The organism is Micromonospora sp. WMMD714, assembly GCF_029581315.1.
Lineage (GTDB): Bacteria > Actinomycetota > Actinomycetes > Mycobacteriales > Micromonosporaceae > Micromonospora > Micromonospora rifamycinica.
In genome coordinates, this window is sequence record NZ_CP120744.1 from 2,801,124 (window position 1) to 2,823,073 (window position 21,950).

Annotated in this window: 20 protein-coding genes; 17 read left to right on the forward strand and 3 right to left on the reverse strand. The window is 72.8% G+C overall.

Annotation, left to right across the window (positions count from 1 at the left end; genetic code table 11):
* The first annotated feature begins 107 nt into the window (after positions 1-107).
* The 5 genes from O7625_RS12575 (at position 108) to O7625_RS12595 (ending at position 4,604) form a co-directional block, all read left to right on the forward strand.
* Positions 108-950 carry an ABC transporter permease gene (locus O7625_RS12575; RefSeq protein ID WP_282346014.1) on the forward strand — a complete coding sequence of 281 codons (843 nt, stop codon included), beginning with the start codon at positions 108-110 and terminating at the stop codon, positions 948-950.
* The gene (locus O7625_RS12580) at positions 947-1,150 is read left to right on the forward strand and encodes a hypothetical protein (RefSeq protein ID WP_067315264.1); all 204 of its coding nucleotides are present in this window, start codon (positions 947-949) and stop codon (positions 1,148-1,150) included. The genes O7625_RS12575 and O7625_RS12580 overlap by 4 nt, the downstream gene beginning before the upstream one ends.
* Positions 1,150-2,352 carry a saccharopine dehydrogenase C-terminal domain-containing protein gene (locus O7625_RS12585; protein ID WP_282346015.1) on the forward strand — a complete coding sequence of 401 codons (1,203 nt, stop codon included), beginning with the start codon at positions 1,150-1,152 and terminating at the stop codon, positions 2,350-2,352. The genes O7625_RS12580 and O7625_RS12585 overlap by 1 nt, the downstream gene beginning before the upstream one ends.
* Before the next feature lie 609 nt (positions 2,353-2,961).
* Positions 2,962-3,732: a DUF559 domain-containing protein gene (locus tag O7625_RS12590; RefSeq protein ID WP_282346017.1), complete on the forward strand. Its 771-nt coding sequence runs from the start codon at positions 2,962-2,964 to the stop codon at positions 3,730-3,732.
* Between the two features lie 173 nt (positions 3,733-3,905).
* Positions 3,906-4,604, forward strand: a complete 699-nt coding sequence (locus O7625_RS12595) for a hypothetical protein (RefSeq protein ID WP_282346019.1) — start codon at positions 3,906-3,908, stop codon at positions 4,602-4,604.
* A gap of 151 nt (positions 4,605-4,755) precedes the next feature.
* On the opposite strand, the gene gabT is transcribed toward O7625_RS12595, so the two are convergent.
* The 3 genes from gabT to O7625_RS12610 all read right to left on the reverse strand — a co-directional run bounded on the left by gabT (position 4,756) and on the right by O7625_RS12610 (position 8,964).
* A complete protein-coding gene (gene gabT, locus O7625_RS12600; protein ID WP_282346020.1) occupies positions 4,756-6,027 on the reverse strand; it encodes a 4-aminobutyrate--2-oxoglutarate transaminase in 1,272 nt (423 codons plus the stop codon).
* 123 nt (positions 6,028-6,150) lie between these two features.
* The gene (locus tag O7625_RS12605) at positions 6,151-7,584 is read right to left on the reverse strand and encodes a gamma-aminobutyraldehyde dehydrogenase (RefSeq protein WP_282346022.1); all 1,434 of its coding nucleotides are present in this window, start codon (positions 7,582-7,584) and stop codon (positions 6,151-6,153) included.
* A 156-nt stretch (positions 7,585-7,740) separates the two neighbouring features.
* Positions 7,741-8,964: an SUKH-3 domain-containing protein gene (locus O7625_RS12610; protein WP_282346024.1), complete on the reverse strand. Its 1,224-nt coding sequence runs from the start codon at positions 8,962-8,964 to the stop codon at positions 7,741-7,743.
* Between the two features lie 73 nt (positions 8,965-9,037).
* Here O7625_RS12610 and O7625_RS12615 point away from each other — a divergent pair, with 73 nt between their 5' ends.
* The 12 genes from O7625_RS12615 to manA all read left to right on the forward strand — a co-directional run bounded on the left by O7625_RS12615 (position 9,038) and on the right by manA (position 21,949).
* Entirely contained in the window at positions 9,038-9,469 is a 432-nt protein-coding gene (locus tag O7625_RS12615) for a YbaB/EbfC family nucleoid-associated protein (protein WP_282346026.1), read from the forward strand.
* Complete coding sequence (locus O7625_RS12620) at positions 9,462-9,803, forward strand: hypothetical protein (protein ID WP_067314200.1); 342 nt, start codon at positions 9,462-9,464, stop codon at positions 9,801-9,803. The genes O7625_RS12615 and O7625_RS12620 overlap by 8 nt, the downstream gene beginning before the upstream one ends.
* A 15-nt stretch (positions 9,804-9,818) precedes the next feature.
* Entirely contained in the window at positions 9,819-13,862 is a 4,044-nt protein-coding gene (locus O7625_RS12625) for a toxin glutamine deamidase domain-containing protein (RefSeq protein WP_282346028.1), read from the forward strand.
* Positions 13,837-14,115 (forward strand): hypothetical protein, encoded by a 279-nt coding sequence (locus O7625_RS12630; protein WP_282346029.1) that lies wholly within the window; start codon positions 13,837-13,839, stop codon positions 14,113-14,115. Before O7625_RS12625 ends, O7625_RS12630 begins: the two co-directional genes overlap by 26 nt.
* Before the next feature lie 147 nt (positions 14,116-14,262).
* Positions 14,263-14,487, forward strand: coding sequence for a hypothetical protein (locus O7625_RS12635; protein ID WP_282346030.1), 225 nt, complete (start codon positions 14,263-14,265; stop codon positions 14,485-14,487).
* Between the two features lie 64 nt (positions 14,488-14,551).
* On the forward strand, positions 14,552-15,193 hold the full coding sequence (locus O7625_RS12640; protein WP_067314206.1) for an endonuclease V: 642 nt from the start codon (positions 14,552-14,554) through the stop codon (positions 15,191-15,193).
* Positions 15,194-15,290: 97 nt separating this feature from the next.
* Entirely contained in the window at positions 15,291-16,754 is a 1,464-nt protein-coding gene (locus tag O7625_RS12645) for a hypothetical protein (protein ID WP_282346032.1), read from the forward strand.
* Between the two features lie 69 nt (positions 16,755-16,823).
* On the forward strand, positions 16,824-18,206 hold the full coding sequence (locus O7625_RS12650; RefSeq protein ID WP_067306245.1) for a phosphomannomutase/phosphoglucomutase: 1,383 nt from the start codon (positions 16,824-16,826) through the stop codon (positions 18,204-18,206).
* A gap of 63 nt (positions 18,207-18,269) precedes the next feature.
* Positions 18,270-18,455, forward strand: a complete 186-nt coding sequence (locus O7625_RS12655) for a Trm112 family protein (protein WP_282346037.1) — start codon at positions 18,270-18,272, stop codon at positions 18,453-18,455.
* Complete coding sequence (locus tag O7625_RS12660) at positions 18,452-19,648, forward strand: SIS domain-containing protein (RefSeq protein ID WP_089004035.1); 1,197 nt, start codon at positions 18,452-18,454, stop codon at positions 19,646-19,648. The genes O7625_RS12655 and O7625_RS12660 overlap by 4 nt, the downstream gene beginning before the upstream one ends.
* A 46-nt stretch (positions 19,649-19,694) precedes the next feature.
* Positions 19,695-20,717, forward strand: a complete 1,023-nt coding sequence (locus O7625_RS12665; protein WP_282346038.1) for a cation diffusion facilitator family transporter — start codon at positions 19,695-19,697, stop codon at positions 20,715-20,717.
* A gap of 2 nt (positions 20,718-20,719) precedes the next feature.
* Entirely contained in the window at positions 20,720-21,949 is a 1,230-nt protein-coding gene (gene manA, locus O7625_RS12670; protein WP_282346039.1) for a mannose-6-phosphate isomerase, class I, read from the forward strand.
* The last annotated feature ends 1 nt before the right edge of the window (position 21,950 follow it).

Consider the following 21,950-nt stretch of genomic DNA (forward strand, 5'->3'; position numbering starts at 1 on the left):
GAGTGCAGCGCAGCGGAGCCCCGCAGTCGTGAGCGGAGGTGGGCTGCTGTGAGCGCGAGGAGCGCAGCGCAGCGGAGCCCCGCAGTCGTGAGCGGAGGCAGGCCCCGATGAGGATGTCGCGGTGGTTGGCCGACCGGTGGGTGATGATCGTCGCCCTGCTGGTGCTCGGCTACCTGTTCCTGCCGATCGCCGTGGTCGCCGGGCTGTCCCTCAACCGCCCGTCCAGCCGGCTGTCCTACGACTTCAACGAGTTCACCCTGGAAAACTGGCGACAGCCCTGCGCCACCCCCGAGATGTGCGACGCGGTGGTCCGCAGCGTGCAGATCGGGTTCATCGCCACCGTCGGGGCCACCCTGATCGGCACTCTGATGGCGTTCGCCCTGGTCCGGCACCGGTTCCGGGGGCGCAGCGGGGTCAACCTGCTGATCTTCCTGCCGATGGCGACGCCGGAACTGGTGATGGGCACCTCGCTGCTCGCCCTGTTCGTCTCGGCCGGGGTGCCGCAGGGCTTCTGGACCATCGTCATCGCGCACGTGATGTTCTGCGTGTCGTTCGTGGTGGTGACGGTCAAGGCCCGGCTCGCCGGCATGGACCGGCGGCTGGAGGAGGCCGCGATGGACCTCTACGCCAGCGAGTGGCAGACGTTCCGGCGGATCACCCTGCCGCTGGTGCTGCCCGGCATCGTGGCCGCCGCGCTGCTCGCCTTCTCGCTGAGCTTCGACGACTTCATCGTGACGAACTTCAACGCCGGCACCACCGTCACCTTCCCGATGTACGTCTGGGGTGCCACCCAGCGGGGCATCCCGCCGCAGGTCAACGTGATCGGCACGGCGATGTTCGGCATCGCCCTGCTGCTCGTCGGGCTGAGCATGCTGCGCGGTCGACGGTCCCGACGGGCCGCGCTCCCGGTCGCCGACGTGACCGGTCGACGGGCGACAGGCCTGTCGTGAACCTCCCGCATACCGGCCGGGCGCTCGTCGAGGCGACGCCCGGCCGGTATGTGCACCACCGCCCCGATCCTCCCCGTCCGGCCGCCGACATCCACCTCACCCGCTGGTCGCCGGTCCGCGCCGACGCGTACGCGCACGACGACCGGCGTCAGCACTGGTTCCGTACGCTCGATCGTCTTGGTTTGGGGTTCGATTCCTGATGCGTATCCTGCTCGTCGGCGCCGGCGGGGTCGGCTCCGCCGCCGTCGCCATCGCCGCCCGCCGGTCCTTCTTCGCCACCGTCGTCGTCGCCGACTACGACCTGACCCGGGCCGAGCGGGCCGTCGCCGGACACGGTGGCCGGTTCGTCGCCGCCCGACTCGACGCCTCCTCGGCGGACGCGGTCGCCGCGCTCTGCCGGGAGCACCGGATCACCCACGTGCTCAACGCGGTCGACCCGCGCTTCGTCATGCCGATCTTCGACGGGGCGTTCGCCGCCGGGGTCGACTACCTGGACATGGCGATGTCGCTGTCCCACCCGCACCCGGCGCGGCCCTACACCCAGACCGGGGTGAAGCTCGGTGACGAGCAGTTCGCCGCCGCCTCCGCCTGGGTGGACGCCGGCCGGCTGGCGCTGTGCGGCATCGGCATCGAGCCGGGCCTGTCCGACGTGTTCGCCCGGTACGCCGCCGACGAGCTGTTCACCGAGATCGACGAGATCGGCATCCGGGACGGGGCGAACCTCACCGTCGACGGGTACGACTTCGCCCCGTCGTTCTCCATCTGGACCACCATCGAGGAGTGCCTCAACCCGCCGGTGATCTGGGAACGGGACCGTGGCTGGTACACCACCGAACCGTTCAGCGAACCGGAGGTGTTCGACTTCCCGGCCGGTATCGGCCCGGTGGAGTGCGTCAACGTCGAACACGAGGAGGTGCTGCTGATCCCGCGCTGGGTCAAGGCCCGGCGGGTCACCTTCAAGTACGGCCTCGGCGACGAGTTCATCGAGGTGCTGAGGGCGCTGCACAAGGTCGGTCTCGACTCGACCACCCCGGTGTCGGTGCGCGGCGTGCAGGTCTCTCCCCGCGACGTGGTGGCCGCCAGCCTGCCCGACCCGGCCACCCTCGGCGACCGGATGCGCGGCAAGACCTGCGCCGGCACGTACGTCACCGGCACCGGCCCGGACGGACGGCCCCGCCGGGTCTATCTCTACCACGTGGTCGACAACGAGTGGTCGATGCGGGAGTACGGCCACCAGGCGGTGGTCTGGCAGACCGCGGTCAACCCGGTGGTGGCCCTGGAACTCCTCGCCACCGGCGTCTGGTCCGGCGTCGGCGTGCTCGGCCCGGAGGCCCTGCCCCCGCGCCCCTTCCTCGACCTGCTCACCGACTACGGCTCCCCCTGGGGATTAGAAGAACGCTAACCCCCTGTCCTCCCCGCCCGCCCTCCCCGCCCGCCCTCCCCGCCCGCCCTCCCCGCCCGCCCTCCCCGCCCGCCCTCCCCGCCCGCCCTCCCCGCCCGCCCTCCCCGTCGATCATGGAGTTGTGGTGGGTGATTGGTGATCTTTCGTGGCTTTCGCGGGGCACCACAACTCCATGATCGGCAGGTGGGGTGGGCGGGTGGGGGGACGGGGTGGGGTGGGGGGCGGGGCGGGGGTGTCCACAGGGGGTGGGGGAGGTGGGCGGGGAGGTTGTCCACAGGGGGTGGTGGGGAGGTTGGGTGGTGGGCAGGGTAGGTGACTGTGGCGGGGCGGCTGTTGCGGTACTCGGAGTTGTTGTCGGCCGGATGGAGCCGGGAGGAGGTTCGGCGGGCGGTCGGTGAGGGGGAACTGCGCCGGTGGTCGCGGGGTGTCTACGGGCCGGGAGAGGCCGGCGCACTGGAAATAGGTGGGTCGGGGGGCGTCCGGGTGGCGGGGAGCAGCCGGGGTCCGGGTGGTGTCGGTGGGTCGGGGAGTGCCGGGGTGGCGGGGAGTGTCTGGGCGGCGAGCGGTGTCGGGGTGACGGGGAGTGCCTGGGCGGCGGGGAGTGTCCGGGTGGCGCGGAGCAGCCGGGGTCCGGGTGGTGTCGGTGGGGTGGTGGGTGAGGAGGGCGTCCGGTGGCAGGCGCTTCTGCGTCGGCTTCCGGGGGCGGTCGTCGGCTTCCACTCGGGTGCTCGACTGCACGGGTTCGGTGCCGTGCCCAGCGAGGATCTCCACGTGATCGTGCCCGCCGGGGGGAGGGTGCCGCAGATCCGGGGCGTCGTGGTGCACCAGGCGGTGCTTGCCGTACCTGAGCCGGTTTTGCTGGCCGGTCTGCCGTGCGCTCCCGCGGACCGGTGCGCGGTGGACCTGGCCAGGACGGTCGCCAGGCTGGACGCGTTGCCACTGCTCGACCTGTGCCTGCGGGTGGGCGCTTGTCGTCCCGAGGAGTTGACTGCCGAGCTTGCCCGACACACGCGGTTGCGGGGTGTCGAGCAGGCGCGGCAACTGGTACGGCTCGCCGATCCCAGGTCGGAGTGCCGGCAGGAGAGCCAACTCCGGCTCGTCCTGATCGACGGTGGGCTGCCGGCACCGGAGCCACAGATCTGGGTGTCGGATGACGACGGCTTCCGGCGTTACCGCTTGGACCTCGGGTACCGGCGATCACGCGTCGGCATCGAGTACGACGGGCTGTCCCACCTCGACCGCGACCGTCTCAACCACGACCGTGCCCGGATGAACTGGCTGGCGGCCCAAGGCTGGCGCATGCGCCACTTCACCGCCCGGGACCTCTACCACCGCCCCTCCCTCATCACCACCCAAGTATCCACCCTCCTCCGCCCGTGACCCGCCCTGTCGATCATGAAGTTGTGGGGAGCGCAAAACGGTCTAAAAGTACCTGAAAAGCCCACCATAACTCCTTGATCGACGCCGGGATCGAGGGATGTGGGGAGGTTGGTTGAACGGGGAAGGGGTTGGGGCCGTATCAGGCGGTGCAGGCAACGACGACGGGAGACGTGGTGAAGGTGCAGCGCAAGCACGTACTGGCAGCGGGGGTCGCGGCGGTCGCCACGGCGGTGGTCGCAGTGGGCACCGGATTCGGGTTCGCCGACACCGCGCCCGCCCGTCCGAGCCTCTGCTCCGGGTCGGTCACCTTCTCCGCCGAGGGCGGGAAGCCCGCGGCGACGAGTGACCGGTTCCCGGTGGGGACACGGTTGCGGGTGACGAACCTGGACAACGGGAAGGTGACGACGGTGTCGGTGAGTGGGCCGTCGGGCAGTTGCGTGCTGCTCAACGCCGCCGCGATGGAGCTGGTCCGGGAGCCCGGCAAGAACGTCATCCGCCGCAACGTGGTCGAGCGGGTCGGCGTCGACGCGCCGGCGGCCCCCGTCCCCGGCGAGACCCGCCCGGGTGCCGCCCAGCCGCCCGCCACCCAGCGGCCGGCACCGTCGTCGACCGGTGCGGTCGCCCAGCCCGCCAGCGCGTGCAGCGGCTCGATCACCTTCTCCGCCGAGGGTGGGAAGCCCGCGGCGACGAGTGACCGGTTCCCGGTGGGGACACGGTTGCGGGTGACGAACCTGGACAACGGGAAGGTGACGACGGTGTCGGTGAGTGGGCCGTCGGGCAGTTGCGTGCTGCTCAACGCCGCCGCGATGGAGCTGGTCCGGGAGCCCGGCAAGAACGTCATCCGCCGCAACCTGGTCGAGCTGGTGCGCTGAGCGCACCAGCGGTCATCCGGTGACGCCGTGGTCTGCTGACGCCGTGTTCTGGTGAGGCCGTGGTCCGTGAGGCCGCGGTCTGGTGACGCCGTGGTCCGGTGACGCTGCGGTCCGGCGGCGACCCGGGGCGGTGCCGATCGGGGCCTGGAGGTCAGCCGAAGGCGGTGTCCAGGATGTCCAGACCCCGGGCCAACTCGTCGTCGGAGATCACCAGCGGCGGCAGGAACCGCAGCACGTTACCGTAGGTGCCGCAGGTGAGGGTGAGCAGGCCAGCGGCGTGGCAGGCCGCCGAGACGGCGCTCGCGGCGGCCGGGTCCGGGACCAGGCCGCCCGGCCGGACCAGCTCCACGGCCAGCATCGCGCCCCGGCCGCGTACCTCGGCGATCCGGGGGTCGCGGGCGGCGACGGCGCGCAACCGGTCGGCGAGGACCGCCCCGATCCGGCGGGCGGCGGCGGCCAGGTCCAGCTCCCGCATCGTGGCGATGCTGGCCAGGGCCGCCGCGCAGGCGATCGGGTTGCCGCCGTAGGTGCCGCCGAGGCCGCCGACGTGCACCGCGTCCATCAGCTCGGCCCGGCCGGTCACCGCCGCGAGCGGCAACCCCCCGGCGATGCCCTTGGCCAGGGTGACCAGATCCGGCACCACGCCCTCGTGGTCGCAGCCGAACCAGTCGCCGGTCCGGCAGAAACCGGTCTGGATCTCGTCGGCGACGAACACCACCCCGGCCGCCGTCGCCCACTGGCGCAGCGCCGGTAGGAAACCCGCCGCCGGTACGACGAAACCGCCCTCGCCCTGGATCGGCTCGATCAGCAGCGCGGCCACGTTCTCCGCCCCGACCTGCTTCTCCACCAGGTCGATCGCCCGTGCCGCCGCCTCCGCCCCGGACAGCCCGCCGTCGCGCAGCGGGTACGACATCGGCACCCGGTGGATCTCCCCGGCGAACGGCCCGAACCGGTGCTTGTACGGCATGTTCTTCGCGGTCAACGCCATGGTCAGGTTGGTCCGGCCGTGGTAGGCGTGCTCGAAGACCACCACCGCCTGCCGCCCGGTGGCGTGCCGGGCGACCTTCACCGCGTTCTCCACCGCCTCGGCACCCGAGTTGAACAGTGCCGAACGCTTCTCGAACGTTCCCGGGGTCACCGCGTTGAGCTGCTCGCATACCGCCACGTACGACTCGTACGGCGCCACCATGAAACAGGTGTGGGTGAAGCGCTCGACCTGCGCCCGTACCGCCTCCACCACCCGGGGGGCGGAGTTGCCGACGCTGGTGACCGCGATGCCGGAGGCGAAGTCGATCCACTCCCGCCCCTCGACGTCGGTGATCGTTCCGCCGCTGGCGGTGTCCACGTAGGAGTGGATCACGCTGCCGACGCCACGGGCCACCGCGGCACCCCGCCGCCGGTGCAGCTCCGCGCTGGAGACCACTGGGCTGTCTTCTGTTCGCGGCTGCGGGGCTCGCAGGCCTGGCTCGCTCCTCGCGCTCGCTGGGTCGTCTTCTGTTCGCGGCTGCGGGGCTCGCAGGCCCGGCTCGCTCCTCGCGCTCACGGGTCAGCCTCCGACGTGGTGCATGACGTGCTTGACCCGGGTGTAGTCCTCCAGGCTGTAGACCGACAGGTCCTTGCCGTGCCCGGAGTGCTTGAAACCGCCGTGCGGCATCTCCGACACGAACGGGATGTGGGTGTTCACCCAGACGCAGCCGAAGTCGAGCCGGCGGGTCATCCGCATCGCGCGGCCGTGGTCCTTCGTCCAGACCGAGGCGGACAGCCCGTAGTCGACGCCGTTGGCCCAGCGCACCGCCTCGTCCTCGTCGGTGAACCGCTGCACGGTGATGACCGGGCCGAACACCTCCTGCTGGACGATCTCGTCGGCCTGGCGTAGCCCGGAGACCACGGTGGGGGAGTAGAAGTAGCCGCGCCCACCCACCCGCGCGCCACCGGTGTGCAGCTCGGCGTGGTCGGGCAGCCGGTCGACGAAGCCGCTGACCCGGGCGAGCTGGTCGGCGTTGTTCAGTGGGCCGTAGAGCACGTCGGCGTCGTCCGGGGCACCCGTACGCGTGTTGCGGGCCTGCTCGGTGAGGGCCGCCACGAAGTCGTCGTGCAGGCCGGGGCCGACCAGCACCCGGGTCGCCGCCGTGCAGTCCTGGCCCGCGTTGAAGTAGCCGCCCGCCGCGATCGCCTCGGCCGCCGCCGCCACGTCCGCGTCGTCGAAGACCACCACCGGGGCCTTGCCACCCAGCTCCAGGTGGGTGCGCTTGAGGTCCGGCGCGGCGGCGGCGGCGACCTCCATGCCGGCCCGGGTCGAGCCGGTGATCGACACCAGCTGCGGGGTCGGGTGCGCCACCAGGGCACGACCGGTGTCCCGGTCGCCGCAGACCACGTTGAACACCCCCGGTGGGAAGAACTCGGCGGCGATCTCGGCCAGCAGCAGCGTCGACACCGGCGTGGTGTCCGACGGCTTCAACACCACCGTGTTGCCGGCCGCCAACGCCGGGGCGATCTTCCAGACCGCCATCATCAGCGGATAGTTCCAGGGGGTGACCTGCGCACAGACGCCGATCGGCTCCCGCCGCACGTAGGAGGTGTGCCCCGCCAGGTACTCTCCGGCCGAGCGCCCCTCCAGCAGCCGGGCCGCCCCGGCGAAGAAGCGGAACTGGTCCACCGCCGGTGGCAGCTCCTCCTCGGCGGTGAGCTGACGCGGCTTGCCGGTGTTGCGCACCTCCGCGTCGACCAGCTCGGCGGCCCGGGACTCCACCGCGTCGGCGAGCTTCAACATTGCCCGCTGCCGCTCCGCCGGGGTGGTGTCCCGCCAGGTCTCGAAGGCGGTGGCGGCGGCCCGCATCGCCGCGTCCACGTCCGCCGCGCCGGAGACGGGCGTCCGGGCGAAGACGTCACCGGTGCAGGGGTCGATCAGGTCGGCGTGACCGCCGTCCACCGGGTCCACGTACGTGCCGTCGACGAAGTTGCGCAGCTGCTGGTCGCTCATGATGAGGTCGCTCCAGGGATGGCGGGGAGTCGGATCAGCGGAGGTAATCGCAGTCTGACTGCCATCTTGGCTACTGAATTCGCGGCAGACAAGGGCTGAGGCCACTGTTTCCGTGCGGCACCGGCTTTCCCGCACGCCGGGGGGCGTCCCGGCGCCTCACCAGGTGCCGTCGTCGCGGACCCGGGGCGGTGCGAGGCCGAGGAGCAGGGTGGTCAGCGCGGCGTCGATGTCGTCACCGAGAAACCACTCACCGGCCTGGTCCAGCGCGAAGACCCGGCCGCGCTCGTCGACGGCCAGGATGCCGTCCGGGTGTTGAGCACCGATCGGAAACAGGCGTACGCCGAGCACGGCACCGAAGTCCGCCAGGGTGTCGACGGTGTACGCGGCGTGCACGGGGTCGATGGAGAACCGCGAGATCCACACCTGCCGCCCGGGGCCGCGCCGACTGCTCTCCAGCGAGGGAAAGTGGCTGAGGGTATCCAGCGCCGCTGGAAAGTCGGAGTGCCCGTGCCGCGTCTCGTGGGCTTCGAGGATCGCCATTCTCGCCAACGCCTCGTCGCCGAGGTCGGGCTCCCAGCCCCCGTCGACCAGCGCATGAGCAACCTCGGCGACGAACCGGTCAGGTACCGGGGCTGCTGCGGGCTCCGGTCGCCACTGCCGGGTGAACGCCAGCTCCGACCAGCCGACGACCGCGAAGTGGACCAGGAAGTCGAGGCAGGAGTCGCACGGGCGTTCCGCCGGGCCGGCAAACGGATCGCCGGGCTCGCGGACCAGGAAGACGTCCACTCCGGTCGCCAGGAGCAGCGACCGCGCCTCGCGCATGGTCAGCGGGGGCTGGCCGGCGGCGGCGCGGCGGTGGTCGTACTCGTGCAGTACGTCGGAGACGACGACCATCTCGGCGTGCCGCCCACCCCCGCGTACCAGGTGCCCCGGGGGTAGCTCGTCGAGGTAGGCCTGGACCAGCGGGTGATGCCGCAGCGCCACCTCGCCCTTGACGCCGTGACCGAGGTAGGTGCGGCCCTCGACGGTCAGGTGCGCCACGGTGGCCGGCGTCGGCAGCCGGCGGATCTCGCGCCGCAGCAGGCTGGCCGGGTCGACGGTCCGCGGGGCGGGGGTGCCGGTGGGCCGGCTGCGGCGGTACATCTGCTGCACCACGGCCGCCGGCACCCGGGGCCAGGTGGTGACCTCGCCGGTCTCCTTGTCGACGACGGTGGTCGGCAGGTCGCCGGGGTTGGTGTCGACCGCGCGGTCGACGGTCGACCGGATCACGTAGCCCAGGTCGAACTCGTCGAGCGTGGCCCGGCACTCGTGGCCCAGGCGTCGCGAGTCACGGCGGGCCCACACGTCGGCGAGCTGCTCGGCCTGTCGGCGATCGATCACCGTCCGAAACTACCGGACCCCACGGGATCGTGGCAGCCGGTATGGTTCGCCTGACTGACGGTGACCGGGGAGGGTGGCCTTGGCCGAGAGGGTGGACCGGGACGCGAACGATGCGCTCCGGGCGCGGTTCGACGAGGTTTACGGCCAGTACCGGCGGTTGCGGTCCGGCGTGGACGAGCTGCGGTCCGCACTGACCGAGCTGCGGGTCACCGAGCGTTCGGACGACGGCCAGGTCACCGCGACGGTGGGCGCCCGAGGTGAGTTGATCTCGGTGGAGCTGACCGGTGAGGTCTATCAGGACCGCGATCACCACGCGCTGAGCCGGAAGATCACCACGACGGTGCGCCGGGCCTGCGCCCGGGCGGCCACGGCCACCCAGGAACTGGTCGCCGCCCACCTGCCGGCCGGTTCGGGGTCGGTGGATTTCCTGCGTACGGGCGACTTCGGCGCACTGCTCGGGCGAGCCGACGCGGTGCTCCGGCGGGAGGACGAACGGCATGGGTGAGGGGCAGCTCTGGCTCGACCCGGCCCGGGCCCGGCGGGGCGGCACCGACCTGCGCCTGGCCGGTGAGTCGGTGTCGGCCCGCCGGGCCGGCCTCGGCGGGGAGATCGCGGCGGCCAGCGCACCCCGTCCGTGGGGTCGGGACGACATCGGTGCCGCCTTCGAGAAGAGCTACCGGTCCTCCGAGGAGATCCTGCTGCGCGCCTGGGCCGGGCTCGGCCGGTCGCTGGAGGGGCTCGGCACCGACGTGGTGACCTCGGTCGACGCCAACCTTCGGACCGACGCGGCGACCGGCCGGCGCTTCGACGGGGTGGCCGACCCGGGCCGTCGGCGCTGACCTGCGGGGGAAGTCGTGACCGTGCTGCCGAGCCCGATCCCGCACCCCCTCGACTTCAGCCCCTGGGACCTGCCGGGCTGGGTCTATGAGGCGCTCGACTGGGTGGTCGGCGTGGAGTGGCCGGAGGGGAACGAACGCGCCGTCTGGGACCTCGCCGACCAGTGGTACGCCGTGGCGGGTGCCCTGACCGGCCCACGTGCCGACGCGGTCGCCGCCGCCACCGAGATCCGCAACGGATACGGCGGGGCGGGGGCGGTCCCGGACGCCTTCGAGGCGGCCTGGCGACGGCTGGCCGACGGCGACGAGGCCCCGCTGTCGGTGCTGCTCACGGTCAGCACTGACCTGGGCCGCCTGGTCGAGGAGTGCGGCTGCGACATCGAGGCCGCCAAGCTCGAGGTGTGGATCGAACTCGGCCTCCTGGTCGTGGAGCTGCTCGCGCTCGCCGTCGCCGCCGCGCTCACCGCCGGGGTCGCCTCACCGGCGGCCGGCGCGGCGGTTACCGCCAGCCGGCTGGTGATCCAGCAGATCTTCCGCCGGTTGACGGCGCAACTGGCCAAGAAGGCGCTCCGGCAGGGCCTCAGGGAAGCGGGCGAGCGGGCCGCCAAGGAAGTGGCCAGGGGCGGGATGCGCGGGCTGGGCAAGCGGGCGGTCCAGGGGGGTCTGTACGAGGCGGGGGAGGAGGCCGGCGTCAGCCTGGCGACGCAGGCGTACCAGAACTCCACCGGTCGCCGGCACGGCCTCGACCTGGCCGATCTCGGTGCGTCGGCGCTCGGCGGGTTGGCCGGTGGCGCGGTCGCACCCCTGGCCGGCCTGGGGCGGCACGCCACCGGCCGGGGCGCCCGGGTCGGTGAGCACTTCGGCCGCGAGATGACCGGTGAGGTGCTCGCGGAGGGGGCAGCGGGGCTGGCCACCGGCCAGGGTGTGCTGTCGCTGGAGGAGACGAGCCGGGCTGCCGTCTCCGGGGCCGCGGGTTCGGCGACCGGCCAGGCGGACGCGGCGCTGCGCGCCCGGCTCGACGGTCGATTGCACACGTTGGCCGACGCGGCCCCGGTGCCCACGGCCTTTCCCGGTCTGTCACCGCCGGTCGGCGGTGACCGGGCAACCCCGTCCGCTGATGCTCCGGTGCAGGCGTCCGCCGGTGCCGCCGCACCGACGCCGGCGGTGCGGGTCGATCCGGCCCTGGTGACCGGCGACGGCCCCGGCACCGCTGTCGAAGCGTCGTCGCCCCCTCCACAGGCGCCGACCGGCCACGGTCCTCTCGTCGGGGACAGACCGGCAGAGGTGAGGTCGGAGGCGCCTGCGGCCTCACGCCCGGCGGCCACGGACCATCCGGCCACGGACCATCCGGCCACGGATCATCCGGCCGCCGCAGTTCCGGCGTCGGTCGCCGCCGCATCGATGTCGTCCAGTCCTACGCTGTCGTCGGTCACGACCGATACGGCGATGTCCCCGGTGACGGCGGGCCGATCCACCGAGATGGTGACGTCGGCGCTGGTCGCGTCGCCCGGTGTCGACGCCGCGCCGGTCAACCCGGCCGCCAGCACGATGACAGCGGGCGGGTCACCGGCGGGAACCGCCTCGTCACCCACCGGGGATTCGTCGTCGGGACGCGTGACCTCGGCCGGTCCCGTCGCCGGAGTTTCGTTCGGGTCACCACCCGGTGTCCCGGTGGGGCCGGCACCGACGGCGGGTCCGCCGGCACACGGCAGCGCAACGCCTTCGGTGCCGCACCTCCCGCCGGCTGCCGGAGCCGGGCACCCGGGCATCGACGGCGACGGCGAGAGGCGGGGTGCCCGACGCTTCCCGCTGCTGGAGGCGCTGGCACCCGGGCCGGTGGTCGCACCTGCCACCGAGCCGGTCGTCCCGACGCCCCGGGCGGACGACGAGCCACCCCGCCCGAGGACGCCGCAGTGGTACGCCGCCATGTGGGCGGCCGAACGGGAGGCGCTGGACCGCCGCCGTTATCAGGGCTACTTCGAGGCGCAGCGACACTGGTTCGAGGACCGGCGTCGAAGGGACGAGGCCGCTCGATCGAAGAGGGCAGCCCGTAGACGCGAGACGGCCGCCAGACGTGCTGCCCGCCAGGCGTTCGAGCTTCAGCGTGAGGGCCGGTCGGCCCTGGCCAACTGGTTCCAGGGAATAGCCCGTCAGGCACAGCGTGACGCGAACGGCCACCAGGATCTCGCGGAAGCGATCCTTGCGGGTCGGGTAGTTCCGGACACGGTGTTCGTGGCGGACCCGGCCGACTTCTCCCGTATCAACGGCGACGTGGCCGAGTTGGCGGTCGGTGGGGTCGAGACGGGCGACCGGTCGGCCTTGACCGGCGACGACAGCCCGCCGCCCATCGACCGTTCCCGCAGGTACGGGCGGGTCGGCGGGTTGCGACCACCGCTCGCCCTGCACCAGACCGACCTCGAACGGCAGCTGCCCCGGCAGCCGGACGGCAGCGTCGTGCGGACCGCCGACCCCCGGCAGGGTGGGTGGTTCGCGCTGGCCAACGACGGCGGCCCGCAGGCCGACCCGACCCGGGGCATCAACTGCCTGGACTGCACCCTGTCCCTGTTCGAGACGTGGGTGCACGGTCGGCCGAGGGTGGCCGCGCCCCGGACCTTCGACGGTTACCTGCAGGGCGACATCCGGCGTCCGGTCAATGGTGAGGTCGACGGTCCCGGCCGGGTCGAAGAGGTCACCGGCGGACGGTTCCAGAAGCTCTTCGCCGTCGACGAGGGTGCCCCACCGGGGCCGGCAGCGCTGCGCCAGTCCGTCGAGCGGGGCTACCGCAACCTGCGTGACCAGCTCGTCCTGGGAGGGCACGGCAGCTACGCCTTCCTGATCACCGAGTGGGAGAACGGCGGCTCGCACGCCTGGGTGGCGCTCAACCAGAACGGTGCGGTGCTGTACCTCGACCCGCAGGCGGGAACGGTCCGCGACCGCCCTCTCTACGCCCACGCCGGGCGGCGGCACCCCGACAACGTCGTCGGCATCGACGCGCTGATCCTCGGTGCGGACGCCCGGCCGATGCCGTTGGGCGGGCTGGCGCGGGGCCGGTTCAGTGTCCACCCCGACCTGCCCGACCACCCGCCGGCACCCGACGACGAGCAGGGATACGGCGACCCGTACCTCAACCGCCTCCACCTGCTCGACGGACCCGGTGGGGCGGACCATCCGGCCGATGCGCAGGGTGATGTGCCGCCGAGCGATCCGGGTGCCGAACCGGTGGAGGTGATGGCCGAACTATCCGTTCACGAGCGCGGGGAGCTTGACAAGGTCCGTGAACAGGCGGCGATGGTAGCCGACGAGGTGGAAAACACCCTAGGTCGGCTTGCCTCCCGGGTGGGCGGCGCGTTGGGAGTGGGCGGCGCTGTCGAGCTGCGTGACCAGGAGTTCCGGCTGAAAAGTCCGCTGTCCCTGGCCCGCAAGTTCCTCGACGAGGCAAGCTCCGTCGGCATCTCGGTCGAGGAGTTCAGTGTCGAGGTCAACGATGTTCTGAGGTTCTGTTTCGTCGTGTCGCCGGCAGTGTCGTACGAGGAGGCGGTGCGCAGAATCCTGGCGGAGTTGAGCAGTGCCGGGTTCACGGTTGACGAGGGCTCCTGTAAGAACTTCTGGCGGGCCGGCAACCGGTTCTACGGATTCAACTGCACCGTCCGCTCCCCGGAAGGGCAGCTCTTCGAGTTGCAGGTGCACAGTCGGTCTTCCCGAGCCGCGTGGTTGGAGACGCATCACGCGTACGAGGTGCTGCGCCGTACGACCCAGTCCCCGGTGCGACGTGTCGAAGCATTCCTCGAGATGCTGTCGATGAACCGTTGCCATGGAATGCCGGCTGAGGTGCCTACACGTCTTGCGGAGTCCTTTCCGGCGAAGGATGCCAGCTTTGCGAAGTGGATACACCTCAACAGGGGCGTCTGGTGGTCCTACATCGAGGTCCTCCGGGCTGATGGACGAGACTTTGCTGGTGTCGCCGCGCGGTTCGGGCTGACGGCGCAGGACTTCCCCGTATCTCCCGAACTGGAGCGTCAATTGGAGCGTCAGAGTGTTGACCTACTACGTTCTGTCCCGTAACGCCCAGCCGGTAGGCGTGTTCGTGACCGATCCGGCCCGGGGACACGCCTTGATGTGGGACCACCGTCGACGCTCATGGGCGTACAACCCTGAGCGTGTCATCCGCTTTCTTGACGATCATCGAAATTTCGAACGGTACCGAGAGGTGGACCGGGCTACCGCCGATCGGGCTGCGGCCTCGGTGACGGGCGGGCGGCCCCTTCCGGACGACGAGACGATCGAAGGCATTTTCGAGCAGGCGGCGACAGGCTAGTTCCCTGGTCCGGTGGTGAGCTGGTCGCCGTAGGTGAGGCGATCAGGATGGGTGGTGGATGGGGTGTGCGGCCCTTCGGCTGGGGTGGCCGCCGACGGGAGCAGCTGGAGAAACCGGTGCTTTGCGGTGCTCAAATAGGGTGGAGTCATGGCTGACCCTGCTGCCGGTAGACGTCGTACCACCGCCTGGGTCTCGGGCCTGCTCGTCGGGATCGTCATCGGGTGGATCATGTTCGAGGACGCCGTCGGCGTGGTGTTCGGGATCTCCATCGGCGTCGCCTTCGCGATCGCCTTCGGCGCCTTCGACAAGCAGGCCGACAAGGAGGTCGACAAGGAGAACGGGGAGGGCGGGCGTGACGGTGGGTCGGGCTGAGCCGGCCGGGCCGCCGGAGTGGCACGACGGCACCGGGCACCAGGCGTTGACGGTCGCCGAGGCGATGGCCGTACAGGACCGGTTGCGGTCGCGCGCGGACCTGGTCGGGCCGGGGCCATGCCGGCCCGCGACGGTGGCCGGCCTCGACGTGGCGTACGCCGAGGGTGGTGACCGGCTGGCCGCGGCCGTGACCGTGCTCGACGCCGAGACCCTGGAGGTGGTGGACCGGGGGGTCAGCGTCGGTCGGCCTGCCTTCGGGTACGTGCCGGGGCTGTTCGCCTTCCGGGAACTGCCGGCGTTGCTGGCCGCCCTGGACCGGCTGACCATCCGCCCCGAGCTGCTGATCTGTGACGGGCACGGGCTGGCCCATCCGCGCCGGTTCGGGTTGGCCTGCCACCTGGGCGTGGTGACCGGGCTCCCGGCGATCGGGGTGGGCAAGACCCCGCTGGTCGGCACGTGGACCGGCCCCGGCCCGCGCCGGGGCGACAGCGCACCGCTGGTGGACGCCGGTGAGGTGGTGGGTCGGGTGCTGCGTACCCGGGACGGGGTGCGGCCGGTGTTCGTCAGTGTCGGGCACCGGATGGGGCTGGACAACGCGGTCGACCGGGTGCTCGCGCTGACCCCGCGCTACCGGTTGCCGGAGACCACCCGTACCGCCGACGGGCTCTGCCGCGCCACCCTCGCGGCCACCGCCGGCACCGGGTAACGCGGCCCACATGCGGGGTGCTCTGTCGCCGGGTGCCCGGCTGGGCCGGTAGTAACCTGACCGGCGGCCCCGCCGGGGCGGGAGGGTGAGGTGGGCGATGTCCGGGCGTCGGCAGGCGGTGCGGTTGCTGACCGTCGGTGCGCTGCTCGGCGGCCTGGTGGCGGTCGGTGCGCCCCCCGCGTACGCGGACTCGGACCGGGTGCGGGTGCGGGCTTCGGGCGGCTTCTCCGCCGGCGGTCCACCGGGCGGGGTCTCGATCGAGGTGCGGAAGCGTTCCGGCGGGTGTGTGGTGCTGCGCACCGCGCTGGGGCTGAGCCTCGACGGGATTACCGCGGAACAGGTCCGGGTAGAGGTGAACGTCGGCGGGGGCTGGTCCGCCGTGCCGGTTTCCGGTGGCGGTGGCGTGGTGCGGGGTTCCCGTACCCCGTCGGCGGATCCGACGTTGTGCAAGGGGAAGAGCAGCGTCGTCCGCTACCGGGTGGCTTTCCTCGCCGGAGCGCCGGCGGGTCGGCTGGGCGTGGTCGGTGAGGCGACGACCGCAGCCGGCCGGCTGATCGGTCGTGGTGCCGACACGTCCCGGGTCGGCGGACGGGCCGCCGGCACCCCGACCCCGACCCCGAGTTCGACCCCGACCAGGAAGCCCACGCCCACCCCCGTCGCGACCACCCCCGCCTCCACGATGGAGCCGGGGGCCACCCAGGCCGTGCTCGCGGCCCCGCCGTCCACCGGCCGGGCCGCCGCAGAGACCTCCGGAGGATCCATGATCATGTTCGCCGGTATCGCCCTGGTGGTCCTGGGTGCCGGGCTCATCGCCCTACTGATCTTCCGGTCCCGCGCCGACCGGGCCGGTGCCGACCCGGGCCGGGCCGCCGACCCGGGTGACTTCCCGGCCGTGCCGCAGCCGCGCAACCCGGTGCCGACCACCTACCGCTCCGGGGGCGCGGTGCCGGTCCCGCCCCCGCCGCCGCCCAGCGGCCAGGTGTACGGGGGACAGCAGCCCGCCGGCCAGGTGTACGGCGGGCAGCAGTCCCCGTCCCCCGCCGGTCAGGTGTACGGCGGGCAGCCGCCGCCGTCCGCGCCGACCCGTACCGGCGGCCTGTACGGTGCCCCCGGCACCTACCCGGCGGTGACGCCCCACCAGCGCCCGGCCGGCGCGGTGTACGGCGCCCGTCCCGCCGCCGCCCCGGACCGCCCCGTGTCCGTTTCGCCGGCCCCGGACCACCCCGTCTCCGTCCCGCCAGCACCGGGACGGCCCGTCTCCGTCCCGCCGGCCGCTGCTGCCTCGGTGTCCGTCCCGCCGGCCGCCGCTGTGCCGGTTCCGGACCGGCCGGGGTCCGCTCCGCCGGCCGCCGCTGTGCCGGTTCCGGACCGGCCGGGGTCCGCTCCGCCGGCCGCCGCTGCGTCGGTCCCGGGGCCTCCGGCGTCCGCTGCGTCGGTTCCGGGGCCACCGCCCGCGGCTGTGCCGGTCCCGGAGCGGCCGTCGTCCGCCCCGGAGCGGCCCGACCCGACGCCCACCACCGGCGGTGACCCGACAACGATCGCGCCCCAGCTCCCCGGCTAGCACGGGGTGGACGCCGCCGCTCCGATACGCTCAGGGTCGTTGACGACCCCTGTCGAGGAGCTGAAACCGGTGTCTGACCTGTCCCAGATCGTGAAGGCGTACGACGTCCGTGGGACGGTGCCCGACCAGTGGGACGAACGGGCCGCCGAGGCGCTGGGGGCGGCCCTCACCCAGGTGCTCAACGAGTCCGGCGAACCCGGCGACGCCGTGCTGATCGCGCACGACATGCGGGCCACCGGTCCGGGGCTGGCCGCCGCCTTCGCCGCCGGGGTGCGGGCCGAGGGGCGGGCCGTGATCGAGCTGGGGCTGGCCTCCACCGACATGCTCTACTACGCCTCGGGCGCGCTGGGCCTGCCCGGGGCGATGTTCACCGCCAGCCACAACCCGGCGCAGTACAACGGCATCAAGATGTGCCGCTCCGGGGCCCGCCCGATCGGCCAGGACAGCGGGCTGGCCGACATCCGGGTCCGGGCACAGGCGCTGCTGGACGGCGCGGCCCGGCCGTCGGCCGGTCCGCCGGCCCCGGTCGACCGGCGCAACCTGCTTCCCGACTACGCGGCCCACCTGCGCAAGCTGGTGGACCTGTCGGCCATCCGCCCGCTCAAGGTGGTGGTGGACGCGGGCAACGGGATGGGCGGCTACACGGTGCCGAGTGTGCTCGGCGACGCGGCGCTGCCGGCGTTGCCGCTGGAGATCGTCCCGCTCTACTTCGAGCTGGACGGCACCTTCCCCAACCACGAGGCCAACCCGCTCGACCCGAAGAACCTGGTCGACCTCCAGCGGGCGGTGGTGGCGCACTCCGCGGACCTCGGTCTGGCCTTCGACGGTGACGCCGACCGCTGTTTCGTGATCGACGAGCGGGGCGAGCCGGTGTCCCCGTCCGCGATCACCGCCCTGGTCGCCGCCCGTGAGCTGGCTAAACACCCGGGTTCCACGGTGATCCACAATCTGATCACCTCCCGGGCGGTGCCGGAGATCATCCGGGAGCACGGCGGTGAACCGGTGGTGGCCCGGGTGGGCCACTCCTTCATCAAGGCCGAGATGGCCCGGACCAACGCGATCTTCGGTGGTGAGCACTCCGCGCACTACTACTTCCGGGACTTCTGGTTCGCCGACACCGGCATGCTCGCCGCCATGCACACCCTGGCCGCGCTGGGTGAGCAGTCCCAGCCGCTGTCCCTGCTGGCCAGCGTCTACGAGCGGTACGTCGCCTCCGGCGAGATCAACTCCACGGTGACCGACCAGGCCGCCCGGGTCGCCGAGGTGCGTGCCGCGTACCCGCAGGCGGAGGCGGACGAGCTGGACGGCCTCACCCTGCGCTTCCCCGACGGTGCCTGGTTCAACCTGCGCGCGTCCAACACCGAACCGCTGTTGCGGCTCAACGTGGAGGGGCCGACCGAGGAGCGGATGGCCTCGCTGCGCGACGAGGTGCTGGAGCGGGTTCGCCGATAAGATCCCCTCCGCCGGTCGGCACCGCCGACCGGCACAGACCACACACGTGGAAGGAGCCGCGCCGTGGCCCTGGACCCGCAGTTGCTCGAGATCCTCGCCTGCCCGGACACACACCACGCACCGCTGGACTACGACGCTCAGGCCCAGACCCTCACCTGCACGCAGTGCGGTCGCACCTTCGAGGTGCGCGACGACGTGCCGGTGCTGCTGCTGGACGAGGCTCGTGGCGGGCCGGAGGCGCAGCGGTGATGGACGGAACGGCCGGCGTCAGCGGCCGGCGGGTGGCCGACGAGTCGATCCTGGACGACCCGGACGCGGTCGCCGCCCACGACCCGGGCGGCATGCTGCGCTTCACCGCCTCGGCCGGGGCGCAGGTGCGGGAGTCCGCCGCGTTGGCCGCCGAGGCCAACCTGGCGCTGCTGGAGGACGAGGGCCGCCCCCGGGCGGTCGTCATCGCCGGCATCGGCACCGCCGGGCGTACCGGGGACGTGCTGGCCACGGTCGCCGGGCCGCGCTGCCCGGTGCCGGTGATCCCGCACCGCAGCGCCGGGGTGCCGGGCTGGGTCGGCGCGGCCGACGTGGTGATCGCGGTCAGCGCGTCCGGCCGTAGCCCGGAGGCGTTGGGCGCCGCCGAGGCCGCGCACCGCCGCGGGGCCCGGCTGGTCGCGGTCGGCGCACCCGACTCGCAGTTGCAGTCGGTCGCCGAGCGGGCCCGCGCGCCGTTCATCCCGGTGCCCCGCCGCGCCCCGGCCCGTGCCAGTCTCTGGGCGCTCACCGTGCCGGTGCTGCTCGCCGCCCGTACGCTCGGCTTGGTGAAGGTCAACGAGGCGGATCTGGCCGAGACGGCGGCCCGGCTGGACGCCGACGCCGACCGGTGCCGGTCGACCGCCGAGTCCTTCGTCAACCCGGCGAAGTCGCTGGCGCTCGGGCTGGCCGGGTCGATCCCGATCGTCTGGGGTTCTTCCCCGCTGGCGACCGTGGCGGCCCGCCGGTTCGGCGACACGCTGTCGGCCAACGCCCGCTATCCGGTGGTCACCGGGGCGCTGGGTGAGGCCGGTCGGGGTCGGGTCGGCCTGCTCGACGGCGTCTTCGGCGGCCTGGTGGAGTCGACCCGGGACATCTTCGCCGACCCGGACGAGGTCGAGCCCGACCCGACCCGGCTGCGGCTGGTGCTGCTGCGCGACGGTGGCCTCAACGCCGAGGACGACACCGACGAGCCGCTCGCCGTCGAGGAGCGTCGCGCCGACGCGGTGCAGACCCTCGCCGAGCGGCGCGGGGTGCGCTGTGACGTGGTCACCGCCGAGGGCGGTTCCGCGTTGGAACGGCTCGCCTCCCTGGTCGCGGTGCCCGACTTCGCGTCGATCTACCTGGCCCTGGCCCATGGGCTGGATCCGATGGCCGTTCCGGCCGTCACCGAGATGAAGGAGCTGTCGAACCAGTGAACGGACGCAGGGACGCTGCCGTCATGCCCAGGATCGGGGCGACGGCGTGAGCGCGAACGGCGGGACCAAGGCGATCATCGCCGCCCTGCTGGCGAACGTCGGCATCGCGATCACCAAGTTCATCGCGTTCCTGCTGACCAGTTCGTCGTCGATGCTGGCGGAGTCGATCCACTCGGTGGCCGACTCGGGCAACCAGGCGCTGCTGCTGCTCGGCGGCAAGCGGGCCAAGCGGGCGGCCACCCCGCAACACCCCTTCGGGTACGGCCGGGAGCGCTACATCTACGCGTTCATCGTGTCGATCGTGCTGTTCAGCCTCGGCGGCCTCTTCGCGCTCTACGAGGCGTGGCACAAGGCGGCCGACCCGCACCCGATCACCGCGTGGCAGTGGGTGCCGGTGACGGTGCTGGTGGCCGCCATCGTGATGGAGGGCTTCTCCTTCCGGACCGCCATCAAGGAGTCGAACCACACCCGGGGCAGCCAGTCGTGGGTGAACTTCATCCGTCGGGCGAAGGCGCCGGAGCTGCCGGTGGTGCTGCTGGAGGACTTCGGCGCGCTGGTCGGTCTGGTGCTCGCGTTGTTCGGCGTGGGGTTGACGCTGATCACCGGCAACGGCATGTGGGACGCCGCCGGCACCGCCATGATCGGTGTACTGCTGGTGATCATCGCGATCGTGCTGGCGATCGAGACGAAGAGCCTCCTGCTCGGTGAGGGCGCCGACCCCGGTGACCTGGCGACCATCGAGCGGGCTATCACCGATGGCCCGGAGGTCGAGCGGATCATCCACATGAAGACGCTCTACCTCGGCCCGGAGGAGCTGATGGTGGCCGCGAAGATCGGCGTTCCGGGGTGGGAGAGCGCCGAGGAACTGGCCCGGGGGATCAACACCGTCGAGGCGCGGATCCGGGCCGCGGTGCCGATCGCCCGGGTTATCTACCTGGAGCCGGACATCTACAGCGTGGCCGCCGAGCGGGCGGGCACCGGCACGGCCGCGCCGACGGCCGCCGCGCCGACCGCCGCCGTACCGTCGCCGAGCGAGTCGGGTGAGGTGGCCGGGCGGGCCGGAGGCTGAGCGTGGAGCTGCTGTACGGGTCGATCCGCGACTACGCCTGGGGATCCCGTTCGGCGATCGCCGAGTTGCAGGGACGACCGGTGCCCAGCGCCGGCCCGGAGGCGGAGCTGTGGCTGGGCGCGCACCCGGACAGCCCGGCCACCGTCGACCGGGGTGGCGAGCGGGTGAGCCTGACCGACCTGTTGGTCGCCGAGCCGGGTCACTGGCTCGGCGACCGGCAGGTCGCCCGGTTCGGCACCCGGCTGCCGTTCCTGGTGAAGGTGCTCGCCGCGGACGCCCCGCTGAGCCTCCAGGCCCACCCGGACGCCGAGCAGGCCCGGGCCGGGTACGCCGCCGAGCAGGCCCGGGCCGGGGGTTCCGGCGGGCCGGGGCGGGCGGAGGGGCGGTGCAACTACGTCGACCCGTACCACAAGCCGGAGCTGCTGGTCGCGTTGACGCCGTTCGACGCGCTCTGCGGGTTCCGGGATCCGCAGGTGTCGGCGACGGCGCTGGCCGGGTTCGGGGTGCCGGAGCTGTCGCCGGTGGTGGCCGCGCTGCGGGCCGGGCCGGCGGGGCTGCGGGAGGCCGTACGGGCGCTGCTGAACTGGCCGGACGCGGACCGCGCCGGACTGGTCGACGCGGTGCGCGGAGCGGACGCGGCCGGGCCGGACGCGGAGCTGGCCCGGGAGCTGGCCGCCCGCTATCCGGCCGACCCGGGGGTGCTGGTGGCGTTGCTGCTGCACCACGTGCGGTTGACGCCGGGGGAGGCGATCTGGATGCCGGCCGGCAACCTGCACGCCTACCTGTGCGGCACCGGCGTCGAGATCATGGCGGCGAGCGACAACGTGCTGCGCGGCGGACTGACCCCCAAGCACGTGGACGTCGGCGAGTTGGTGCGGGTGCTGCGCTTCGAGGTGCTGGACGATCCGATCATCGTCGCCCGCCCGGTGGCGCCCGGGGTGGTGTGCTGGCCGGTGCCGGTGGACGATTTCGCGCTGCACCGGGTGACCGTGGACGCGGCCGGGCCGGAGGTGCGGCTGCCGCTGCCCGGCCCCCGGGTGGTGCTCTGCCACCACGGCAAGGTCGCGGTGGACGACGGGACCGGGGCGGTGACGCTCGGGCCGGGGCAGGCCGCCGTGGGTCCGGCCGGCGCGCGGACCCTGGTCGTCGCCGGTACGGGTGTCGCGTTCGTCGCCACCTGTGGCGGCGGCCCGACCACACGCGGCAAGTCCGACTTTCCGGAATTGGCTTGAC